This is a genomic window from Micromonospora echinofusca (assembly GCF_900091445.1).
GTDB classification, from domain to species: domain Bacteria; phylum Actinomycetota; class Actinomycetes; order Mycobacteriales; family Micromonosporaceae; genus Micromonospora; species Micromonospora echinofusca.
In genome coordinates this window covers 4,093,912-4,108,326 of the sequence record NZ_LT607733.1, presented here as the reverse complement: position 1 = coordinate 4,108,326, position 14,415 = coordinate 4,093,912, and the positions used below count along the sequence as shown (strand labels likewise).

The following is a 14,415-nucleotide window of genomic DNA, read 5'->3' as shown; positions in this document are numbered from 1 at the left end:
CGCCCGGGGGCTGGCTCGGTCGACGCACACTTCCTATGCACGGCTATTGTGCATAGGAAGTGTGCAGAGCTATTGTGCACCCATGCAGAATGAACGACCGGCTGCCCCGCGCACGGTCCACCTGGACGCCCGGCAGGTGCGCACCCTCGCCCATCCGCTGCGGATGCGGCTGCTCGGCACGTTGCGTGCGGACGGTCCCGCAACCGCGACCACGCTGGCCGACAAGTTGGACACCAACACCGGGGCGACCAGCTACCACCTGCGCCAGCTCGCCGAGGTGGGCCTGGTGACGGAGGACCTCGACCGGGGCACCGGCCGGCAGCGGTGGTGGCGGGCGGCGCACGACATCAGCAACTTCGAGCCGACCGACTTCGACGACGACCCGGACGCCCGGGCCGCCGTGCAGTGGATCCAGGCCGACCAGGTGCGGCTGCTGGCCGAGCTGGCCGAGCGCTGGATGGCCGCCGAGCACGGCTACTCCCGGCAGTGGCGCGACGCCGCCGGCATGAGCGACGTCCTGCTGACGCTCGGCCCGGCGCGCCTGCGGGCACTCAACGACGAGCTGTGGCAGTTGCTCGAGCGCTACCGCGACGAGCAGGTGCCAGACGAGCCCGAGGCGGAGTCGGTGCTCGTCTTCCTGGCCGCCTTCCCCCGGGTGGAGGGAAAACGGTGAGCACGTTGTCCGTACGCCAGGTCCGGCGCCGGTTCCTGCTGCTGCACGGCCTGCGCTGGCTGCCCACCGGCCTGATGGTCCCCGTGATGATCCTGCTCATGCAGGAGCGCGGCCTGACGTTGTCGCAGATCGGCTTTGTGACGGTCGCCCAGGGCCTGGTCGTGCTGGCCCTGGAACTGCCCACCGGCGGCCTCGCCGACGCCCTCGGGCGCCGTCCCGTCCTGGTGGTGGCCTGGCTGGTCAACCTCGTCTCGCTCGCGCTCTTCGCCGTGGCCGACTCGTTCGCGCTGTTCTTCCTGGTCTGGGCTTTGCAGGGCGTCTTCCGGGCGCTCGACAGCGGCCCGATGGAAGCCTGGTACGTCGACGCCACCCTCGCCGCTGACCCGGACGCCTCCTACGAGCCGGGCCTCGGCCACGCCGGCACCGTCATCGGCGTCGCCATGGCCGCCGGCGCCCTGCTCGGTGGCGGCCTGGTCGCGCTGGGTCCGATCGGGCCGGTCAGCGCGTTGGCCGTGCCGGTGCTGGTCGCGATCGCCCTCCAGACGGTGGCCCTGGTTGCCCTGCTGGTGCTGCTGCGGGAGGTCGGCCCGGCCCGGGGCGCCGGCGCGCTGCGGGCGTCGGTCGCCGAGGCGCCCCGGATGGTCCGGCAGGCGTTCGGGCTGCTGCGCCGCTCCCGGGTGCTGCTCGCCCTTGTCTGCGTGGAGTTGTTCTGGGGCTTCGGGATGGTCACCTTCGAGTCGCTGCTGCCGGTCCGGCTGGCCGAGGTGGTCGGCGGTCCGGACCGGGCGGCGGCGCTGCTGGGGCCCGCCAGCTCGGCGGCCTGGCTCGCCGGTGGGGCCGGCGCGGCGCTCACCCCGCTGCTGCTGCGTTGGCTGGGTGCCGCGCCGAGCGCCGCCCTGCTGCGGATCGTGCAGGGCGCGACGATCGTCGGGATGGGCCTGCTGGCCGGCCCGGTCGGGGTGCTGGTCGCCTACCTCGCCTGCTACACGGTGCACGGGGCGTCCAACCCGCTGCACATGGGGCTGCTGCACCGGCAGGTCGACGGCCCCTACCGGACCAGTGTGATCTCTTTGAACTCGATGATGGGCCAGCCGGGTTTCGCGGTCGGCGCCATCGTGCTGACGGCGCTCGCCGACACGGTCAGTGTCAGCGTCGCGATGCTGGTCGGCGCCGTGGTGCTGGCCCTCGCCGCGCCGCTCTACCTGCCGGCCTGGCGGGCCCGCCACCGCGCCCCGGCAGCCGATGCGGTCTCGGCGGCCGGTGCGGCTCCGGGTGCCCGTACCGGATCGGGCCCCGTCTCCGACCCGGCGTCCGCCGCCGCGCCGCGCGGCGGCTGACCGTGCCGGGCGCTCAGGCCAGCTGCACCGAGCTGCGGGCCAGGCTCGCGGCGAAGCCGAGCCGCCGGTAGAGCCGGATCGCCCCGACGTTGACGCTGTAGACGCCGAGCGCCACGGTGTCGTGGCGGGCGAGCAGGGCCCGGGTCATCGCGGCGGTCAGCGCCGCGCCCAGACCTCGGCCCCGCCGGTCGGGGGCGACGGCCAGGCCCGCGAGGAAGCCGATGTCGCCCCGGCTGCGGTCGGCGCCGCAGGCGACGATCCGGTCGCCGTCGCGGATGCCGTACCAGTCGACGATCCTCGGGTCGCCCGGGCGGGAGGTGGTGGTGGGGAACGCCTCGTCGATCAGGGCGGTCAGCGCCGGATGGTCGGCCTCGGTGAGCCGGACCACCCGCTCCTCGTCGGGCTGGCGCGGCGACGCCTGGGTGGTCCAGAGGAAGTCCCACTCGTCGTGGCGGGCCACGGCCAGCCGGCCGGGCAGCGCCGCCGGGTCGAGCCGCGGCAGGTGCAGCCACTGACCCGGCCGCAGGGCGCCGCGCGCGAGCAGGTTGGCGAAGAGCTCGACCGCCGGCCCGGGGGCGCCGAGCGCGCCGCCGCGCGGGCCGTGCTCCGCCGGCAGCAGCCAGCCCACCGCCTCGCCGCGCCGCCAGCCGCGTGGCACCTCGCCGCGGGTGAGCGCGTGCCGGGCGTACGGGTGGTGGCCGGCGGCCGTCAGGATGGCGTCGCGCCCCTCCAGGGCCTGGTCGGCGATGATCATGCCTCCAGCCTAGGAGGCGCCGGGGGCAGGCGGCGGGCGTACCCCGGCCCCCGGCCGTCGGCAGGGCCGCCCGGAGAGCGGGTCGCTCCACCCTGGAGATTGACGAGCGGACCGATTGGGTACATCCCGCGCCGACCCACTGGTAACCCCCACCGGAGGAACGTCATGCTCGCCATTCTCGCGGCGGTCGTTTTCGGCTTCGCCCTGCTCATCGACCTGCTGGACACCAACTTCGGTGCCCCGGACCTGTTCAACTGGAACACCCTCGTGCTCATCGGCCTGCTGCTGCTCTCCCTGTACCTGGCCGGGGTCGGCCGGGGCCCGCGCGGCGGGGGCGGCGGGGGCGGCGGCCGGTGGTACCGGGGCCGGCGCCCCGGTCGCGGCTGACCGCAACCGATCATCACGGGCCCGGCCCGACGGCGCGCTTCCCGCGCCGTCGGCCGGGCCCGGTACTGTTCCCGTGATGGAGTCCGACGCCCTCTTCTCCCTCGGTGAGCCCGCCGCGGCGCCCCCCGCGCCCGCGGGTTCCGTCGGCGTGGACGGGTTCACGGCGGTGGGGGAGGATTCGCCGCTGCCCGTCCGGATGCGCCCGCGCAGCATCGACGAGCTGGTCGGGCAGGACCACCTGCTCGCGCCCGGCGCCCCGCTGCGTCAACTGGTCTCGGCCACCGCGCCGATGTCGGTCATCCTCTGGGGCCCGCCCGGCAGCGGCAAGACGACCATCGCGCACCTGGTGGCCCGTTCCACGGACCGCCGGTTCGTGGCGATGTCGGCCCTGACCGCCGGGGTCAAGGACGTGCGCGCGGTGATCGACACCGCCCGCCGTCAGCGCCGCTCCGGCGGCCCGCAGACGGTGCTCTTCATCGACGAGGTGCACCGGTTCAGCAAGACCCAACAGGATTCGCTGCTCGCCGCCGTCGAGGACCGCACGGTCACGCTGCTCGCGGCCACCACCGAAAACCCGTACTTCTCGGTCATCTCGCCCCTGCTGTCGCGGTGCGTGCTGCTCACCCTCCAGCCGCTGGACGACGCGGCGGTGCGCGACCTGCTGCGCCGCGCGGTCACCGACGAGCGCGGGCTCGGCGGCGCGCTCACCCTGGAGACCGAGGCCGAGGACCATCTCGTACGCCTCGCGGCCGGTGACGTGCGCAAGGCGCTGACGGCACTGGAGGCGGCGGCGGCCTCCGCCACGGCCCTCGGCGCCGGGCGGATCGACCTCGCCACCGCCGAGCAGGCGGTCGACGTGGCGGCCGTGCGCTACGACCGGGCCGGCGACGCCCACTACGACGTCACCAGCGCCTTCATCAAGAGCATGCGCGGCTCCGACGTGGACGCCGCGCTGCACTGGCTGGCCCGGATGCTGGTCGCCGGCGAGGACGCCCGGTTCATCGCCCGTCGCCTGGTCATCTTCGCCAGCGAGGACGTCGGCATGGCCGACCCGACGGCGCTGAGCGTGGCCACCGCCGCCGCCCACGCCGTGGAGTACGTCGGGCTGCCCGAGGTGCAGCTCAACCTCGCCCAGGCCGTGATCCACCTGGCGACCGCCCCGAAGTCCAACTCGGCGACCACCGCCATCGGCGCGGCCATCGCCGACGTACGCGCCGGCCGGGGCGGGCCGGTTCCGCGCGGGCTGCGCGACGCGCACTACTCGGGCGCCAAGGGGCTGGGGCACGGGACCGGCTACCGCTACCCCCACGACGACCAGCGCGGCGTGGTCACCCAGCAGTACGCCCCCGACGACCTCGCCGGCACCGACTACTACCGGCCCAGCCAGCACGGCGCGGAGCGCGCGGTCGCCACCCGGCTGCCGCTGCTGCGCCGTATCGTCCGGGGGCTGCCCGCACCGGCCGCGCCCCCGGAGACACCGGTGGCGGTCGGAGGCGGATCGGCCGGCAACGGCCGCCGACAGACGGAAACGGGCGGCGCCGACGCGACGCGAGAGGGCGGCAGCGACGCCGCCGGGGAGGGTCACCAGTGAGATCGCGTGGTTCGGAGCGACCGGAGGACGGCCCGGACGAGCGGCGCGACTCCCGCGCCAAGGGGCGCCGCTGGGGGCGGGGCAAGGCCGAGGCCGAGCCCGAGGAGCCGATCAGCGGCGAGGAGTTCGGCTGGATCGACGACCTGCGCTCGGCCAAGCAGCAGCGCACCGAGCTGGGCCCCGACGGGGTGGAGCCCGCCTCGCCTCCCGGCCCCCGCCCGGGTGAGCCGACGACGGCGGGCCCGGCCGGGCCCGCACCCCACCGTGGCCCCGGCCCGACCGCCACGCCCCCGGTACGCCGCGGCGAGGTCGAGCCGCCGCGCCCCCGCCCGGTGGACGGGCCCTGGCCGGGCGCGCCGGAACCGCCCCGGCCGGCCGGCCCCGCAGCCGCCGGGCCGGTCCCGACGCACCAGCCCGGCCCTCGGCCCCCGGCCGCCGGCCGCCCCCAACCCGGTCCGGACGGCCCGGACCGGCGGCCGCGCCCCACCCCCGGCGCCCCGACGGGGCCGCAGGCCGCAGCCTCGTCGCCCCCGCCGGCCGGCGCCCCGACGGGCCCGCAGCCGGTCGCCCCGGCCGGTCCGCAGGGAGTCGCGCCGGATCCGCGTGGCTTCCCGGCGTACCCACAGGCCGACCCCCGGACTCGGCCGCAGCCCGGACCGGCCGTCGGATCGCAGCCCGGCACGCCCCCGCACCCCCACGCCGGTGTGCCGGGCGGACCCCGCCCCGGTGCGGCGGTGCCCCCGTACCCGGAGACGCCGGACGCGCCGCACCCCGCCGGGGCGCCCCCGGGCCGACGTCCCGACGGGCGGGCGGCGGTGCCGGACGGCACGCCGCCGCCGGCCGCCGCGCGGCCGGGCGGTGCCGTGGGCGCCGCCCGGGTCGGCGTCCCGCCTCCCGGCGCTGCCCAACCGCCGGCCGGTCCGCCGACCGGCGAGCTGCGCGGGGCGTCGGCCGAGGGCCGTGACCCCCGCTCCGGCCGGATGCGGCGAGGTCCGGCCGACAGCGGCGCACCCGCGCCGGCCGACGGCACCGGATCCCTGCCGATGGTCACCCCGCCGGTGCCCGGCGCCGTGCCGGGCGGTGCGGGGGCCGACCGGGAGCGACGCCCCGCGCCGCCGACCGGTCGGCGCCGTGCCACCGAGGAAGCGGCCCCTGCGGTGCCCCGCTCCGGCAACGCGCCGCCGGTGCCGCTCTCGGGCAACGCGCCGCCCGTACCGGCTTCGGGCAACGCCCCGCCGCTGCCGCCTCCCGGCATCGCACCACCCGCGCCCGGTGTGCCCGCCGCACCGCCCGGCGCCGGGGCCACCCCGCCCGCCGGCCCCGCCGCCCGAGGCCGGCGTGCCGTGCCCGACGGCGAGATCGCGGGCCGGCGTGCCGTGCCCGACGGCGAGATCGCGGGCCGGGGCCGGCGGGCGGCCGGCGACGACGAGACCTCCGGCCGGGCCGGACGCGCCACGGTGGGCGGTCCGCCGCCCGCGCACCGTACGCCCGACGGGACGCCCCGCCCGGCGGAACCGGGCGTGGCGGAGGAGCCCGCGCACGGGCCGCGTCCCGTCGACGGGGAGTCGGGGCGCCGGCGTCAGCCCGGTGAGTCCCGCGCCGGTCGACCGGAGCGCCCGGCCGACTGGCTGCGGCAGGCGGGCCGTGCCCACCACACCGATCCGGCCCTGCCGACGGTCAAGCGGCCGGTACCGCCTGTTCCGGGTGCTCCGGCGGCGGTGCCGCCCGGCCCGGCGCAGCGCGGCGTCGAGACCGGCGCGGTCCCCGCGGGCCGGGCGCGGCCCGGCGCGCAGCCGCCGCGACCCGACGACGCCGTCGAGGCCGGGCCCCCGGCAGACCGGGGCCGACCCGGCGCCGAGCTTCATCCCGGCCCGCCCGCCCGGGGTGCCGCGCGCCCCGCGCCGGCCGGCCCACCGCCGCCGGCTGGCGCCCCGACCCCGGCCGGTCGGGCCCGCCCCGGCGCGGCCCCGGTCGACCCCGCGCGTCCCGACGCGGCCCCGGCGGGCCCTGCCCGGGGTGCCGCGCGCCCGGACGCCGGTCCGGCGGGTCCTGCCCGGGGTGCCGCGCGTCCCGACGCCGGTCCGGCGGGTCCTGCCCGGGGTGCCGCGCGTCCCGACGCCGGTCCGTCCGGTGCCGCGCGGGCCGTCGCGCCGCGGCCCGGCACCGCCGCCGTGCCGCCGCCCGCCGCCGGACCGGGCGCGCCGCCCGGTCCGCGCCGCCCCGGCCCGGCCGACCCGCACGGCCCCGAGGCCCCGTCGGGACCCCCCGGTCCGGGAAGGAACGCGCCCGGACCGGGCCGGACCGACCAGACCGGCCCGGTCCGCCCCGCCGCCACCGCGCCGGCTCCGGCCGGCCCTGGTGCGGTCCCCGGCGCCGTCCGACCCCCCGTCGCCGGGCGGGACCGACCCGAGCCGACGTCCGGCGCGGGCCCCCGCCCCGTTGGTCCGCCCGGGGTGGCCCGGGCAGCCGCCCCGGCGCCCCGCCCCGGGCCCGAGGACCGCGCCGCCGGGCGGGCCCTCCCGCCGCATCGTGAGCCCGGGCGGCTGGAGCCGTCGGGTGTCGCGCCCGTACCGCCGCCGGCGGGCGAACCCGTGGTGGCGCGGGCCGCCGCGGCGGTCGTACCGCCTGCCGAGCCGACCGACGGACCGGCGCTGCGCCGGCCCGCGGAGCCGGAGTCGCCGGACGACGACGCGGCCGGCCCCGGCGGGCTGCGCGGCGCCCGATCCGAACTGCGCCGCCAGATGCGCGAGCGGCGCCGGCTGCGGATGGGCATCCTCGCCCTGGTCAGCGTCGTGCTGCTCGGCGCCATCCCGCTCTACTTCGGCATCCGTACGCTCAGCCGCGATCCGGTCTTCGACACCCTCGACGAGCTGGACGTGCCGGGCTGGGCGGCGGTCCAGCCCGTCGACGACGTCAGTGGCAGCCGGTGGTGCCTGCTCGACTGCCGACTGCGCGAACGTACGGCCACGTCCGAGCGGTCGCCCGCGGAGACGGCCCAGGTCTACGAGCGGGCGCTGACCGACGACGGCTGGCGGCCGTGGAAGGTGAGTCGCTGCCCGGAGCAGCCGGCCAAGGGCAGCTACACGTGCTGGCGCCGGGACGAGCTCACCCTCGACCTGTGGGTACGCGAGCCCGCCTGCGTGCCGCCGCCGGTGGACGGGGAGCCGGCCGTTGTGCCGTCGCCCGACCCGGCGACCGCTGCGCAGGAGTGCTCCGGCTCGTTGGTGTCGGTGAAGGTCCGTAACGCGATCGACGACGAGCGGACCCGGCCCCAGCCCACCACCGACCCGTCACTCACCGGGGAGGACCCCTTCCCGACGCTCACCGAGGATCCGCTCGCGACACCGACACCCTCACCGTCCTGAGCCGGTTTCCATCACGGACGGTAGGGTCTGGGGCTGGCGGACCGCCAGCCCCCGTCCGACCCCTCCGGGTCGCCGAGCGGCGGTGTGGGTAGGACGGTCGCGCGTTGCGGGGACGTCGGGTTCCCGGAACTCTGCTTGAGGAGGACAGGCGTGGGCTTTTTCGAGGTCGCGGCGCTGATCGCGGCGATCGCGTTCGCGATGCTGGTGTTGATCCTGACGCTGCCCATCCTGCGGCTGCGGCACACCGTGGACGCCACCACCCGGATGATCAACGACCTCAACGACCGGACCGCGCCGCTGCTCGGCGACGTGAACACCACGGTGAAGAACGTCAACACCGCCCTGGAGCAGGTGCAGACCTCCCTGGACGGGGTCAACCTCCAGCTCGCCAAGGTCGACACCATGACCAGCCACGCGCAGAACGTCACCGCCAACGTCGCGAACCTGGCGACCGTCGTCTCCGCCGCCGCCGCCAACCCGTTGGTCAAGGTGGCCGCCTTCGGCTACGGCGTCCGCAAGGCCGCCTCCGCGCGGCGGCACGCCGAGACCGAGCGTGAGGTGCGCGACACCATCAAGCAGCAGCGGCGGGCCGCCAAGCGCGGCAACCGCTGATCCGGCACGACCAGGAGGAGCTCGGAGATGAGGCGGTTGTTCTGGCTCGGCATCGGGCTGGCCGTCGGCGTGGTGGTGGTCCGCAAGGCCACCCGCACCGCACAGGCGTACACCCCGGCCGGCATCGCCAGCACGGTGACCGAATCCGCTGGCGGGCTGGCGGAGTCGCTGCGTAGCTTCGTGGAGGACGTCCGGATCGCGATGGCCGAGCGCGAGCAGGAGATCCACGAGGCGTTCGCCCATGGCGAGGCGTTCGACGACCAGTTTGCCGAGCTGCGGGAGGACCCGCGCATCGGCGACCGAGAGATCTTTCCGGAGGACCACCAGCGATGAAGACGGCGGAGATCAAGCGGCGGTACCTCGCCCACTTCGAGGCGAACGGCCACACCGTGGTGCCGTCCGCTCCGCTGCCCGCCATCAGCGACCCGAACCTGCTGTTCGTCAACGCCGGCATGGTGCAGTTCGTGCCCTACTTCCTGGGGCAGCAGACCCCGCCGTACCGGCGGGCGGTCAGCGTGCAGAAGTGCATCCGTACGCCCGACATCGACGAGGTCGGCAAGACCAGCCGGCACGGCACGTTCTTCCAGATGAACGGCAACTTCTCCTTCGGTGACTACTTCAAGGACGGGGCGATCCCGCTCGCCTGGGACCTGGTCACCAAGTCCCAGGAGCAGGGCGGGTTCGGCCTCGACCCGGAGCGGATCTGGCCGACGGTCTACCTCGACGACGACGAGGCGTTCGAGATCTGGCGCGCGGTCGGCGTGCCGACCGAGCGGATCGTGCGCCGGGGCAAGGCGGACAACTTCTGGTCGATGGGCATCCCCGGCCCGTGCGGCCCGTGCTCCGAGCTGTTCTACGACCGTGGCCCGGAGTATGGCCGCGAGGGCGGCCCGGCGGTCGACGAGGACCGCTACATGGAGTTCTGGAACCTCGTCTTCATGCAGTTCGAGCGCGGCCCGGGCACCGGCAAGCAGGACTACCCGATCCTCGGTGACCTGCCGGCGAAGAACATCGACACCGGCATGGGCCTGGAGCGGATGGCGTCCATCCTCCAGGGCGTCGACAACCTCTACGAGATCGACGAGGTCCGGCCGATCCTCGACCGGGCCGCCGAGCTGACCGACAAGCGCTACGGCGCCCGGTCCGGCCAGGTCGCCAGCGAGTCGCACCCGGACGACGTGCGGCTGCGGGTGATCGCCGACCACGTGCGTACGGCGCTGATGCTGATCGGCGACGGCGTCACCCCGAGCAACGAGGGGCGCGGCTACGTGCTGCGTCGCATCATGCGCCGGGCGATCCGGTCGGTGCGGCTGCTGGGCTGGCAGGAGCGGGCGCTGCCCGAGCTGCTGCCGGTGGCCCGCGACTGCATGTCCCCGTCGTACCCGGAGCTGGCCGCCGACTTCGACCGGATCGCCGACTACGCGTACGCGGAGGAGGACGCCTTCCTGTCCACCCTGCGGGCCGGCACCACGATCCTGGACACGGCGATCGCCGAGACCCGCACCGCCGGCAAGCCGGCGCTGTCGGGCGAGAAGGCGTTCCAGCTGCACGACACGTACGGCTTCCCGATCGACCTGACGCTGGAGATCGCGGCCGAGCAGGGCCTGGCGGTCGACGCGGAGGGTTTCCGCCGGCTGATGGCCGACCAGCGGGCCCGCGCCAAGGCCGACGCCCAGGCGCGCAAGACCGGGCACACGGACCTGTCGGCGTACCGGTCGGTGCTCGACTCGGGCGGCCCGGTGACGTTCACCGGCTACAGCGAGGTGTCCCGGGAGTCGACGGTGCGGGCCGTGCTCGGCGTCGACGGCCCCCGCCAGGCGGCGGTCGAGGGCGACACGATCGAGCTGGTCCTCGACGCCACCCCGTTCTACGCCGAGGGCGGCGGGCAGCAGCCCGACCTGGGCATGATCACCGTCGGCGGCGGCCAGGTCGAGGTGCTCGACGTGCAGCAGCCGGTGCCCGGCCTGATCGTGCACCGCGCCCGGGTGCTGCGGGGCGAGGTGCGGGCGGGGGAGACCGGCTACGCCGAGATCGACACCACCCGCCGGCGGGCGATCTCCCGGTCGCACACCGCGACGCACCTGGTGCACCAGACGATGCGCAACTTCCTCGGCGAGTCCGCCACCCAGGCGGGTTCGCTGAACGCCCCGGGGCGGCTGCGGTTCGACTTCAACACCCCGACGGGGGTGGCGCCGAGCGTGCTGCGCGACGTCGAGCAGCAGGTCAACGAGGTGCTCCTCGCCGACCTGGAGGTGCACGCCTTCATCACCTCGCTGGAGGAGGCGCGGCGCATCGGGGCGATGGCGCTGTTCGGCGAGAAGTACGGCGAGGAGGTGCGGGTCGTCGAGGTCGGCGACTACGCCCGCGAGCTGTGCGGCGGCACCCACGTCTCCCGCTCCGGCCAGCTCGGCCTGGTGAAGATCCTCAACGAGTCGTCGATCGGCTCCGGGGTGCGCCGGGTCGAGGCCCTGGTCGGCATGGACGCCTTCAACTTCCTGGCCCGGGAGCACCTGCTGGTGTCCCGCCTCGCCGAGCTGTACCGGGTGCCCAACGACCAGGTCGCCGATCGGGTCGAGCAGACCGTGACGCAGCTGCGCGACGCCGAGAAGGAGCTGGAGAAGCTGCGGGCCCAGCTGGTGCTCGGTGGCGCGGCGGCGCTCGCGGCGCAGGCGAAGGACGTGCGCGGTGTCGCGTACGTGGGCACCGAGGCGCCGGAGGGCGCGGCCGGCAACGACGTGCGGACCCTCGCCCAGGAGGTCCGCGGCAAGATCGACCCGGCGCGGCCGGCGGTCGTCGCGGTGGCGGCGCGGGCGGGAGGCAAGGCGTCGCTGGTCGTCGCGGTGAATTCGGCCGCGCGTAGCCGGGGCCTGGCCGCGTCCGACCTGGTCAAGGCGGCCTTCTCCGGTCGCGGTGGCGGCAGCCCCGACCTCGCCCAGGGTGGCGGCCTGCCGGCCGCCGAGGCGCCGAACCTGCTCCGCACGGTCGAGAAGGCGATCGCCGACGCGTGATACGTGCTCGCAGCGGCCAGGGCGGACCCGCGTGGTCCGCCCTGGTTCGCCGTTTCAGGGGGAGTCACCGACCGTGAGCGAATTGTCCCGAGGCGTCCGGCTCGGGGTGGACGTCGGGCAGGTCCGGGTGGGGGTGTCCCGCTCGGACCCGCACGGCGTGCTGGCCACCCCGCTGGTGACGCTCACCCGCGACCTCACGGCCGCCCCGGACGCGGTGCCGGCCGACATCGCCGCGCTCGGCGCGCTGGTGGCCGAGCACGAGGCGGTCGAGGTCGTCGTCGGCCTACCGGTCAATCTCGTCGGCAAGCACGGTCCGGCCGCCGTACACGTGAAGGCGTACGCTGACCGACTGGCCGATGTAATAGCGCCCGTTCCGGTGGCGCTCACCGACGAGAGGATGTCCACGGTCGTGGCGTCTCGTAGGCTTGCCGAGCGTGGTGTCCGAGGGAAACGGCAACGTGCGGTGGTCGACCAGGCTGCCGCGGTGGAGATTCTGCAGAGCTGGCTGGACGCGCAGCGGAGGCGGACGCGATGATGGACGATCTTGACCTCGGGTTCGACGAGCAGGACCGGGGGGAGAAGGGCAAGCACCGGCGCGGCGCGGTGCGCAAGCGCAAGGGCGGCTCCGGCGGTGGTGGCGGCCGGGGCAAGACCGCCCTGGCCCTGCTGCTCGCCTTCGTCCTGCTGGGCACGATCGGCGGCGGCGCCTTCTACGGCTTCGACCGCGTCCAGAGCTACTTCGTGACGCCCGACTACGACGGTGCGGGCACCGGCGAGGTGACGGTCGAGATCAAGCAGGGCGCGCTGATCGCCGACATGGCCAACGCGCTGGTCGCCGCCGACGTGGTGAAGAGCGCCAAGGCGTTCATCGAGGCCGCCGAGGCGAACGCCCGCAGCAAGAACATCCAGCCGGGCACCTACAAGCTGCGCAAGCAGATGAGCGGCGAGAGCGCGGTCACCGCGATGCTCGACCTGAAGAACCGGATCGTCAACGGGGTCACGATCCCGGAGGGCCGGACCGCGAAGAACGTCTACCAGCTGCTCTCCAAGGAAACCAAGATCCCGGTGAAGGACTTCGAGGCGGCGGCGAAGGACCCGATCGCGCGGGGCGTACCGGACTGGTGGTTCAAGCGCACCGACAACAAGAAGGTCAAGCCGTCGATCGAGGGCTTCCTCTACCCGGACACCTACGAGATCCCGCCGAAGGCGACCGCCGAGACGATCATCGAGCAGATGGTCGAGAACTTCCTCAGCGTGACCAGCGAGATGCAGTTCGCCGACCGGGTGCAGAAGGAGCGCAAGATCAGCCCGTACGAGGCGCTGATCGTCGCGTCGCTGGCACAGGCCGAGGCGGGGAACAAGGACGACCTGGGCAAGGTCGCCCGGGTGGCGTACAACCGGGTCTTCGGCGAGTTCCCGTGCAACTGCCTGGAGATGGACGTCACGGTCAACTACTACCTGGAGCTGACCGGACAGAAGACCAAGACGTCCGGGCAGATGACCGAGGAGGAGCTGCTCGACACCAAGAACCCGTACAGCCGCAAGCTGCGCGGCCTGGTGCCCACCCCGATCAACAACCCGGGGAAGGAGGCCATGGAGGGCGCGATGGACCCGCCGGCCGGCAAGTGGCTCTTCTTCGTGGCGATCGACAAGGAGGGACACTCCGCCTTCGCCGAGACTATCGAGGAGCACGAGCGGAACAAGGTCAAGGCCAAGGAGGCCGGGATCATCTGATGACGACCGCACGGCGGGCGGGAGTGCTCGGCACGCCGATCGCGCACTCCCTCTCCCCGGTGATCCACAACGCCGGCTACGCGGCGGCGGGGCTGACCGGGTGGTCGTACACCCGGATCGAGTGCGCGGCGGCGGAGCTGCCGGACGTGGTCGCCGGCCTCGGCCCGGAGTGGGCCGGGCTGTCGGTGACCATGCCCGGCAAGGAAGCGGCGCTCGCGGTGGCCGCCGAGGTCTCGCCGCTCGCCGCCGCCGTCGGCGCCGCCAACACGCTGGTACGCCGACCGGACGGCTCCTGGTACGCCGACAACACCGACGTGGTCGGCATGGTCGAGGTGCTCACCGACGCCGGGGTGCGCCCGGGGGCGACGGTGACGGTGCTGGGCGCGGGCGGCACGGCCCGCGCGGCGGTTGCCGCGGCGGGGCGGCTCGACGCCGACGCGGTGACCGTGGTGGCCCGCCGCCCGGCGGCGGTCGACGAACTGCGCCCGGTGGCCCGCGCGGTCGGTGTGCCGATGACCGGCGCGCCCTGGACCGACGCGGCCGACCGCTGCCGCGCCGACCTGGTGGTCTCCACGGTGCCGAAGGGTGTGGCGGATCCGCTCGCCGACACGGTGGCCTGGCGGCCGGAGACGGTGCTCTTCGACGCGCTCTACGACCCGTGGCCGACGCCGCTGGCCGCGTCGGCCGAGGCGGCCGGCTGCCGGATCGTCTCCGGCCTCGACCTGCTGCTGGCCCAGGCGGTGGGCCAGTTCGAGCACTTCACGGGCGTCGCGGCGCCCCGGGCGGCGATGGCCGCGGCGCTCGCCGCCGCCCGCGCGATCTGAGCGCTCAGACGGGACGGATGTGTCCCCTGTGGCCATCCGGTGCATCCTTAGGCGACGGTTAAGACGCGCTTAGGTCCGGCTGTCGTCCCCACGTCACGCTGCGGCCGTGGTTACGCTGCTGACCGTCACC

At 75.4% G+C, this 14,415-nt stretch carries 12 protein-coding genes; 11 read left to right on the top strand and 1 reads right to left on the bottom strand.

Annotated features, from left to right (window positions below; genetic code table 11):
• Nucleotides 1-82: 82 nt before the first annotated feature.
• Both GA0070610_RS17290 and GA0070610_RS17285 read left to right on the top strand, forming a co-directional pair.
• Nucleotides 83-673 carry an ArsR/SmtB family transcription factor gene (locus GA0070610_RS17290; RefSeq protein WP_089000995.1) on the top strand — a complete coding sequence of 197 codons (591 nt, stop codon included), beginning with the start codon at nucleotides 83-85 and terminating at the stop codon, nucleotides 671-673.
• A complete protein-coding gene (locus GA0070610_RS17285; RefSeq protein WP_089000994.1) occupies nucleotides 670-2,010 on the top strand; it encodes an MFS transporter in 1,341 nt (446 codons plus the stop codon). The genes GA0070610_RS17290 and GA0070610_RS17285 overlap by 4 nt, the downstream gene beginning before the upstream one ends.
• A 13-nt stretch (nucleotides 2,011-2,023) precedes the next feature.
• Here GA0070610_RS17285 and GA0070610_RS17280 read toward each other — a convergent pair whose 3' ends face one another.
• On the bottom strand, nucleotides 2,024-2,764 hold the full coding sequence (locus tag GA0070610_RS17280; RefSeq protein WP_089000993.1) for a GNAT family N-acetyltransferase: 741 nt from the start codon (nucleotides 2,762-2,764) through the stop codon (nucleotides 2,024-2,026).
• Between the two features lie 165 nt (nucleotides 2,765-2,929).
• On the opposite strand from GA0070610_RS17280, the gene GA0070610_RS17275 reads away from it, so the two are divergent.
• The 9 genes from GA0070610_RS17275 to GA0070610_RS17235 all read left to right on the top strand — a co-directional run bounded on the left by GA0070610_RS17275 (nucleotide 2,930) and on the right by GA0070610_RS17235 (nucleotide 14,285).
• On the top strand, nucleotides 2,930-3,151 hold the full coding sequence (locus tag GA0070610_RS17275; RefSeq protein ID WP_089000992.1) for a hypothetical protein: 222 nt from the start codon (nucleotides 2,930-2,932) through the stop codon (nucleotides 3,149-3,151).
• A gap of 76 nt (nucleotides 3,152-3,227) precedes the next feature.
• Nucleotides 3,228-4,742 (top strand): replication-associated recombination protein A, encoded by a 1,515-nt coding sequence (locus tag GA0070610_RS17270; protein ID WP_089000991.1) that lies wholly within the window; start codon nucleotides 3,228-3,230, stop codon nucleotides 4,740-4,742.
• A 2,741-nt stretch (nucleotides 4,743-7,483) separates the two neighbouring features.
• Entirely contained in the window at nucleotides 7,484-8,107 is a 624-nt protein-coding gene (locus GA0070610_RS17265; RefSeq protein ID WP_089003566.1) for a hypothetical protein, read from the top strand.
• 150 nt (nucleotides 8,108-8,257) lie between these two features.
• Entirely contained in the window at nucleotides 8,258-8,719 is a 462-nt protein-coding gene (locus GA0070610_RS17260; protein WP_089000990.1) for a DUF948 domain-containing protein, read from the top strand.
• Nucleotides 8,720-8,746: 27 nt separating this feature from the next.
• Nucleotides 8,747-9,052, top strand: a complete 306-nt coding sequence (locus GA0070610_RS17255) for a hypothetical protein (protein ID WP_089000989.1) — start codon at nucleotides 8,747-8,749, stop codon at nucleotides 9,050-9,052.
• Nucleotides 9,049-11,727: an alanine--tRNA ligase gene (alaS, locus tag GA0070610_RS17250; protein ID WP_089000988.1), complete on the top strand. Its 2,679-nt coding sequence runs from the start codon at nucleotides 9,049-9,051 to the stop codon at nucleotides 11,725-11,727. Before GA0070610_RS17255 ends, alaS begins: the two co-directional genes overlap by 4 nt.
• Nucleotides 11,728-11,800: 73 nt before the next feature.
• Nucleotides 11,801-12,262, top strand: a complete 462-nt coding sequence (gene ruvX / locus GA0070610_RS17245) for a Holliday junction resolvase RuvX (RefSeq protein ID WP_089000987.1) — start codon at nucleotides 11,801-11,803, stop codon at nucleotides 12,260-12,262.
• A complete protein-coding gene (mltG, locus tag GA0070610_RS17240; RefSeq protein WP_089000986.1) occupies nucleotides 12,259-13,461 on the top strand; it encodes an endolytic transglycosylase MltG in 1,203 nt (400 codons plus the stop codon). The genes ruvX and mltG overlap by 4 nt, the downstream gene beginning before the upstream one ends.
• Nucleotides 13,461-14,285, top strand: coding sequence for a shikimate dehydrogenase (locus GA0070610_RS17235; RefSeq protein WP_089000985.1), 825 nt, complete (start codon nucleotides 13,461-13,463; stop codon nucleotides 14,283-14,285). The genes mltG and GA0070610_RS17235 overlap by 1 nt, the downstream gene beginning before the upstream one ends.
• Nucleotides 14,286-14,415 lie beyond the last annotated feature (130 nt).

What these genes read in the sequence shown, in the direction of transcription:
- GA0070610_RS17275 (WP_089000992.1), top strand. Translation starts at nt 2,930, where the DNA reads ATGCTCGCCATTCTCGCGGCGGTCGTTTTCGGCTTCGCCCTGCTCATC.
- GA0070610_RS17290 (WP_089000995.1), top strand. Translation starts at nt 83, where the DNA reads ATGCAGAATGAACGACCGGCTGCCCCGCGCACGGTCCACCTGGACGCC.
- alaS (WP_089000988.1), top strand. Translation starts at nt 9,049, where the DNA reads ATGAAGACGGCGGAGATCAAGCGGCGGTACCTCGCCCACTTCGAGGCG.
- GA0070610_RS17265 (WP_089003566.1), top strand. Translation starts at nt 7,484, where the DNA reads ATGCGCGAGCGGCGCCGGCTGCGGATGGGCATCCTCGCCCTGGTCAGC.
- mltG (WP_089000986.1), top strand. Translation starts at nt 12,259, where the DNA reads ATGATGGACGATCTTGACCTCGGGTTCGACGAGCAGGACCGGGGGGAG.
- GA0070610_RS17235 (WP_089000985.1), top strand. Translation starts at nt 13,461, where the DNA reads ATGACGACCGCACGGCGGGCGGGAGTGCTCGGCACGCCGATCGCGCAC.
- GA0070610_RS17280 (WP_089000993.1), bottom strand. Translation starts at nt 2,764, where the DNA reads ATGATCATCGCCGACCAGGCCCTGGAGGGGCGCGACGCCATCCTGACG.
- GA0070610_RS17270 (WP_089000991.1), top strand. Translation starts at nt 3,228, where the DNA reads ATGGAGTCCGACGCCCTCTTCTCCCTCGGTGAGCCCGCCGCGGCGCCC.
- GA0070610_RS17255 (WP_089000989.1), top strand. Translation starts at nt 8,747, where the DNA reads ATGAGGCGGTTGTTCTGGCTCGGCATCGGGCTGGCCGTCGGCGTGGTG.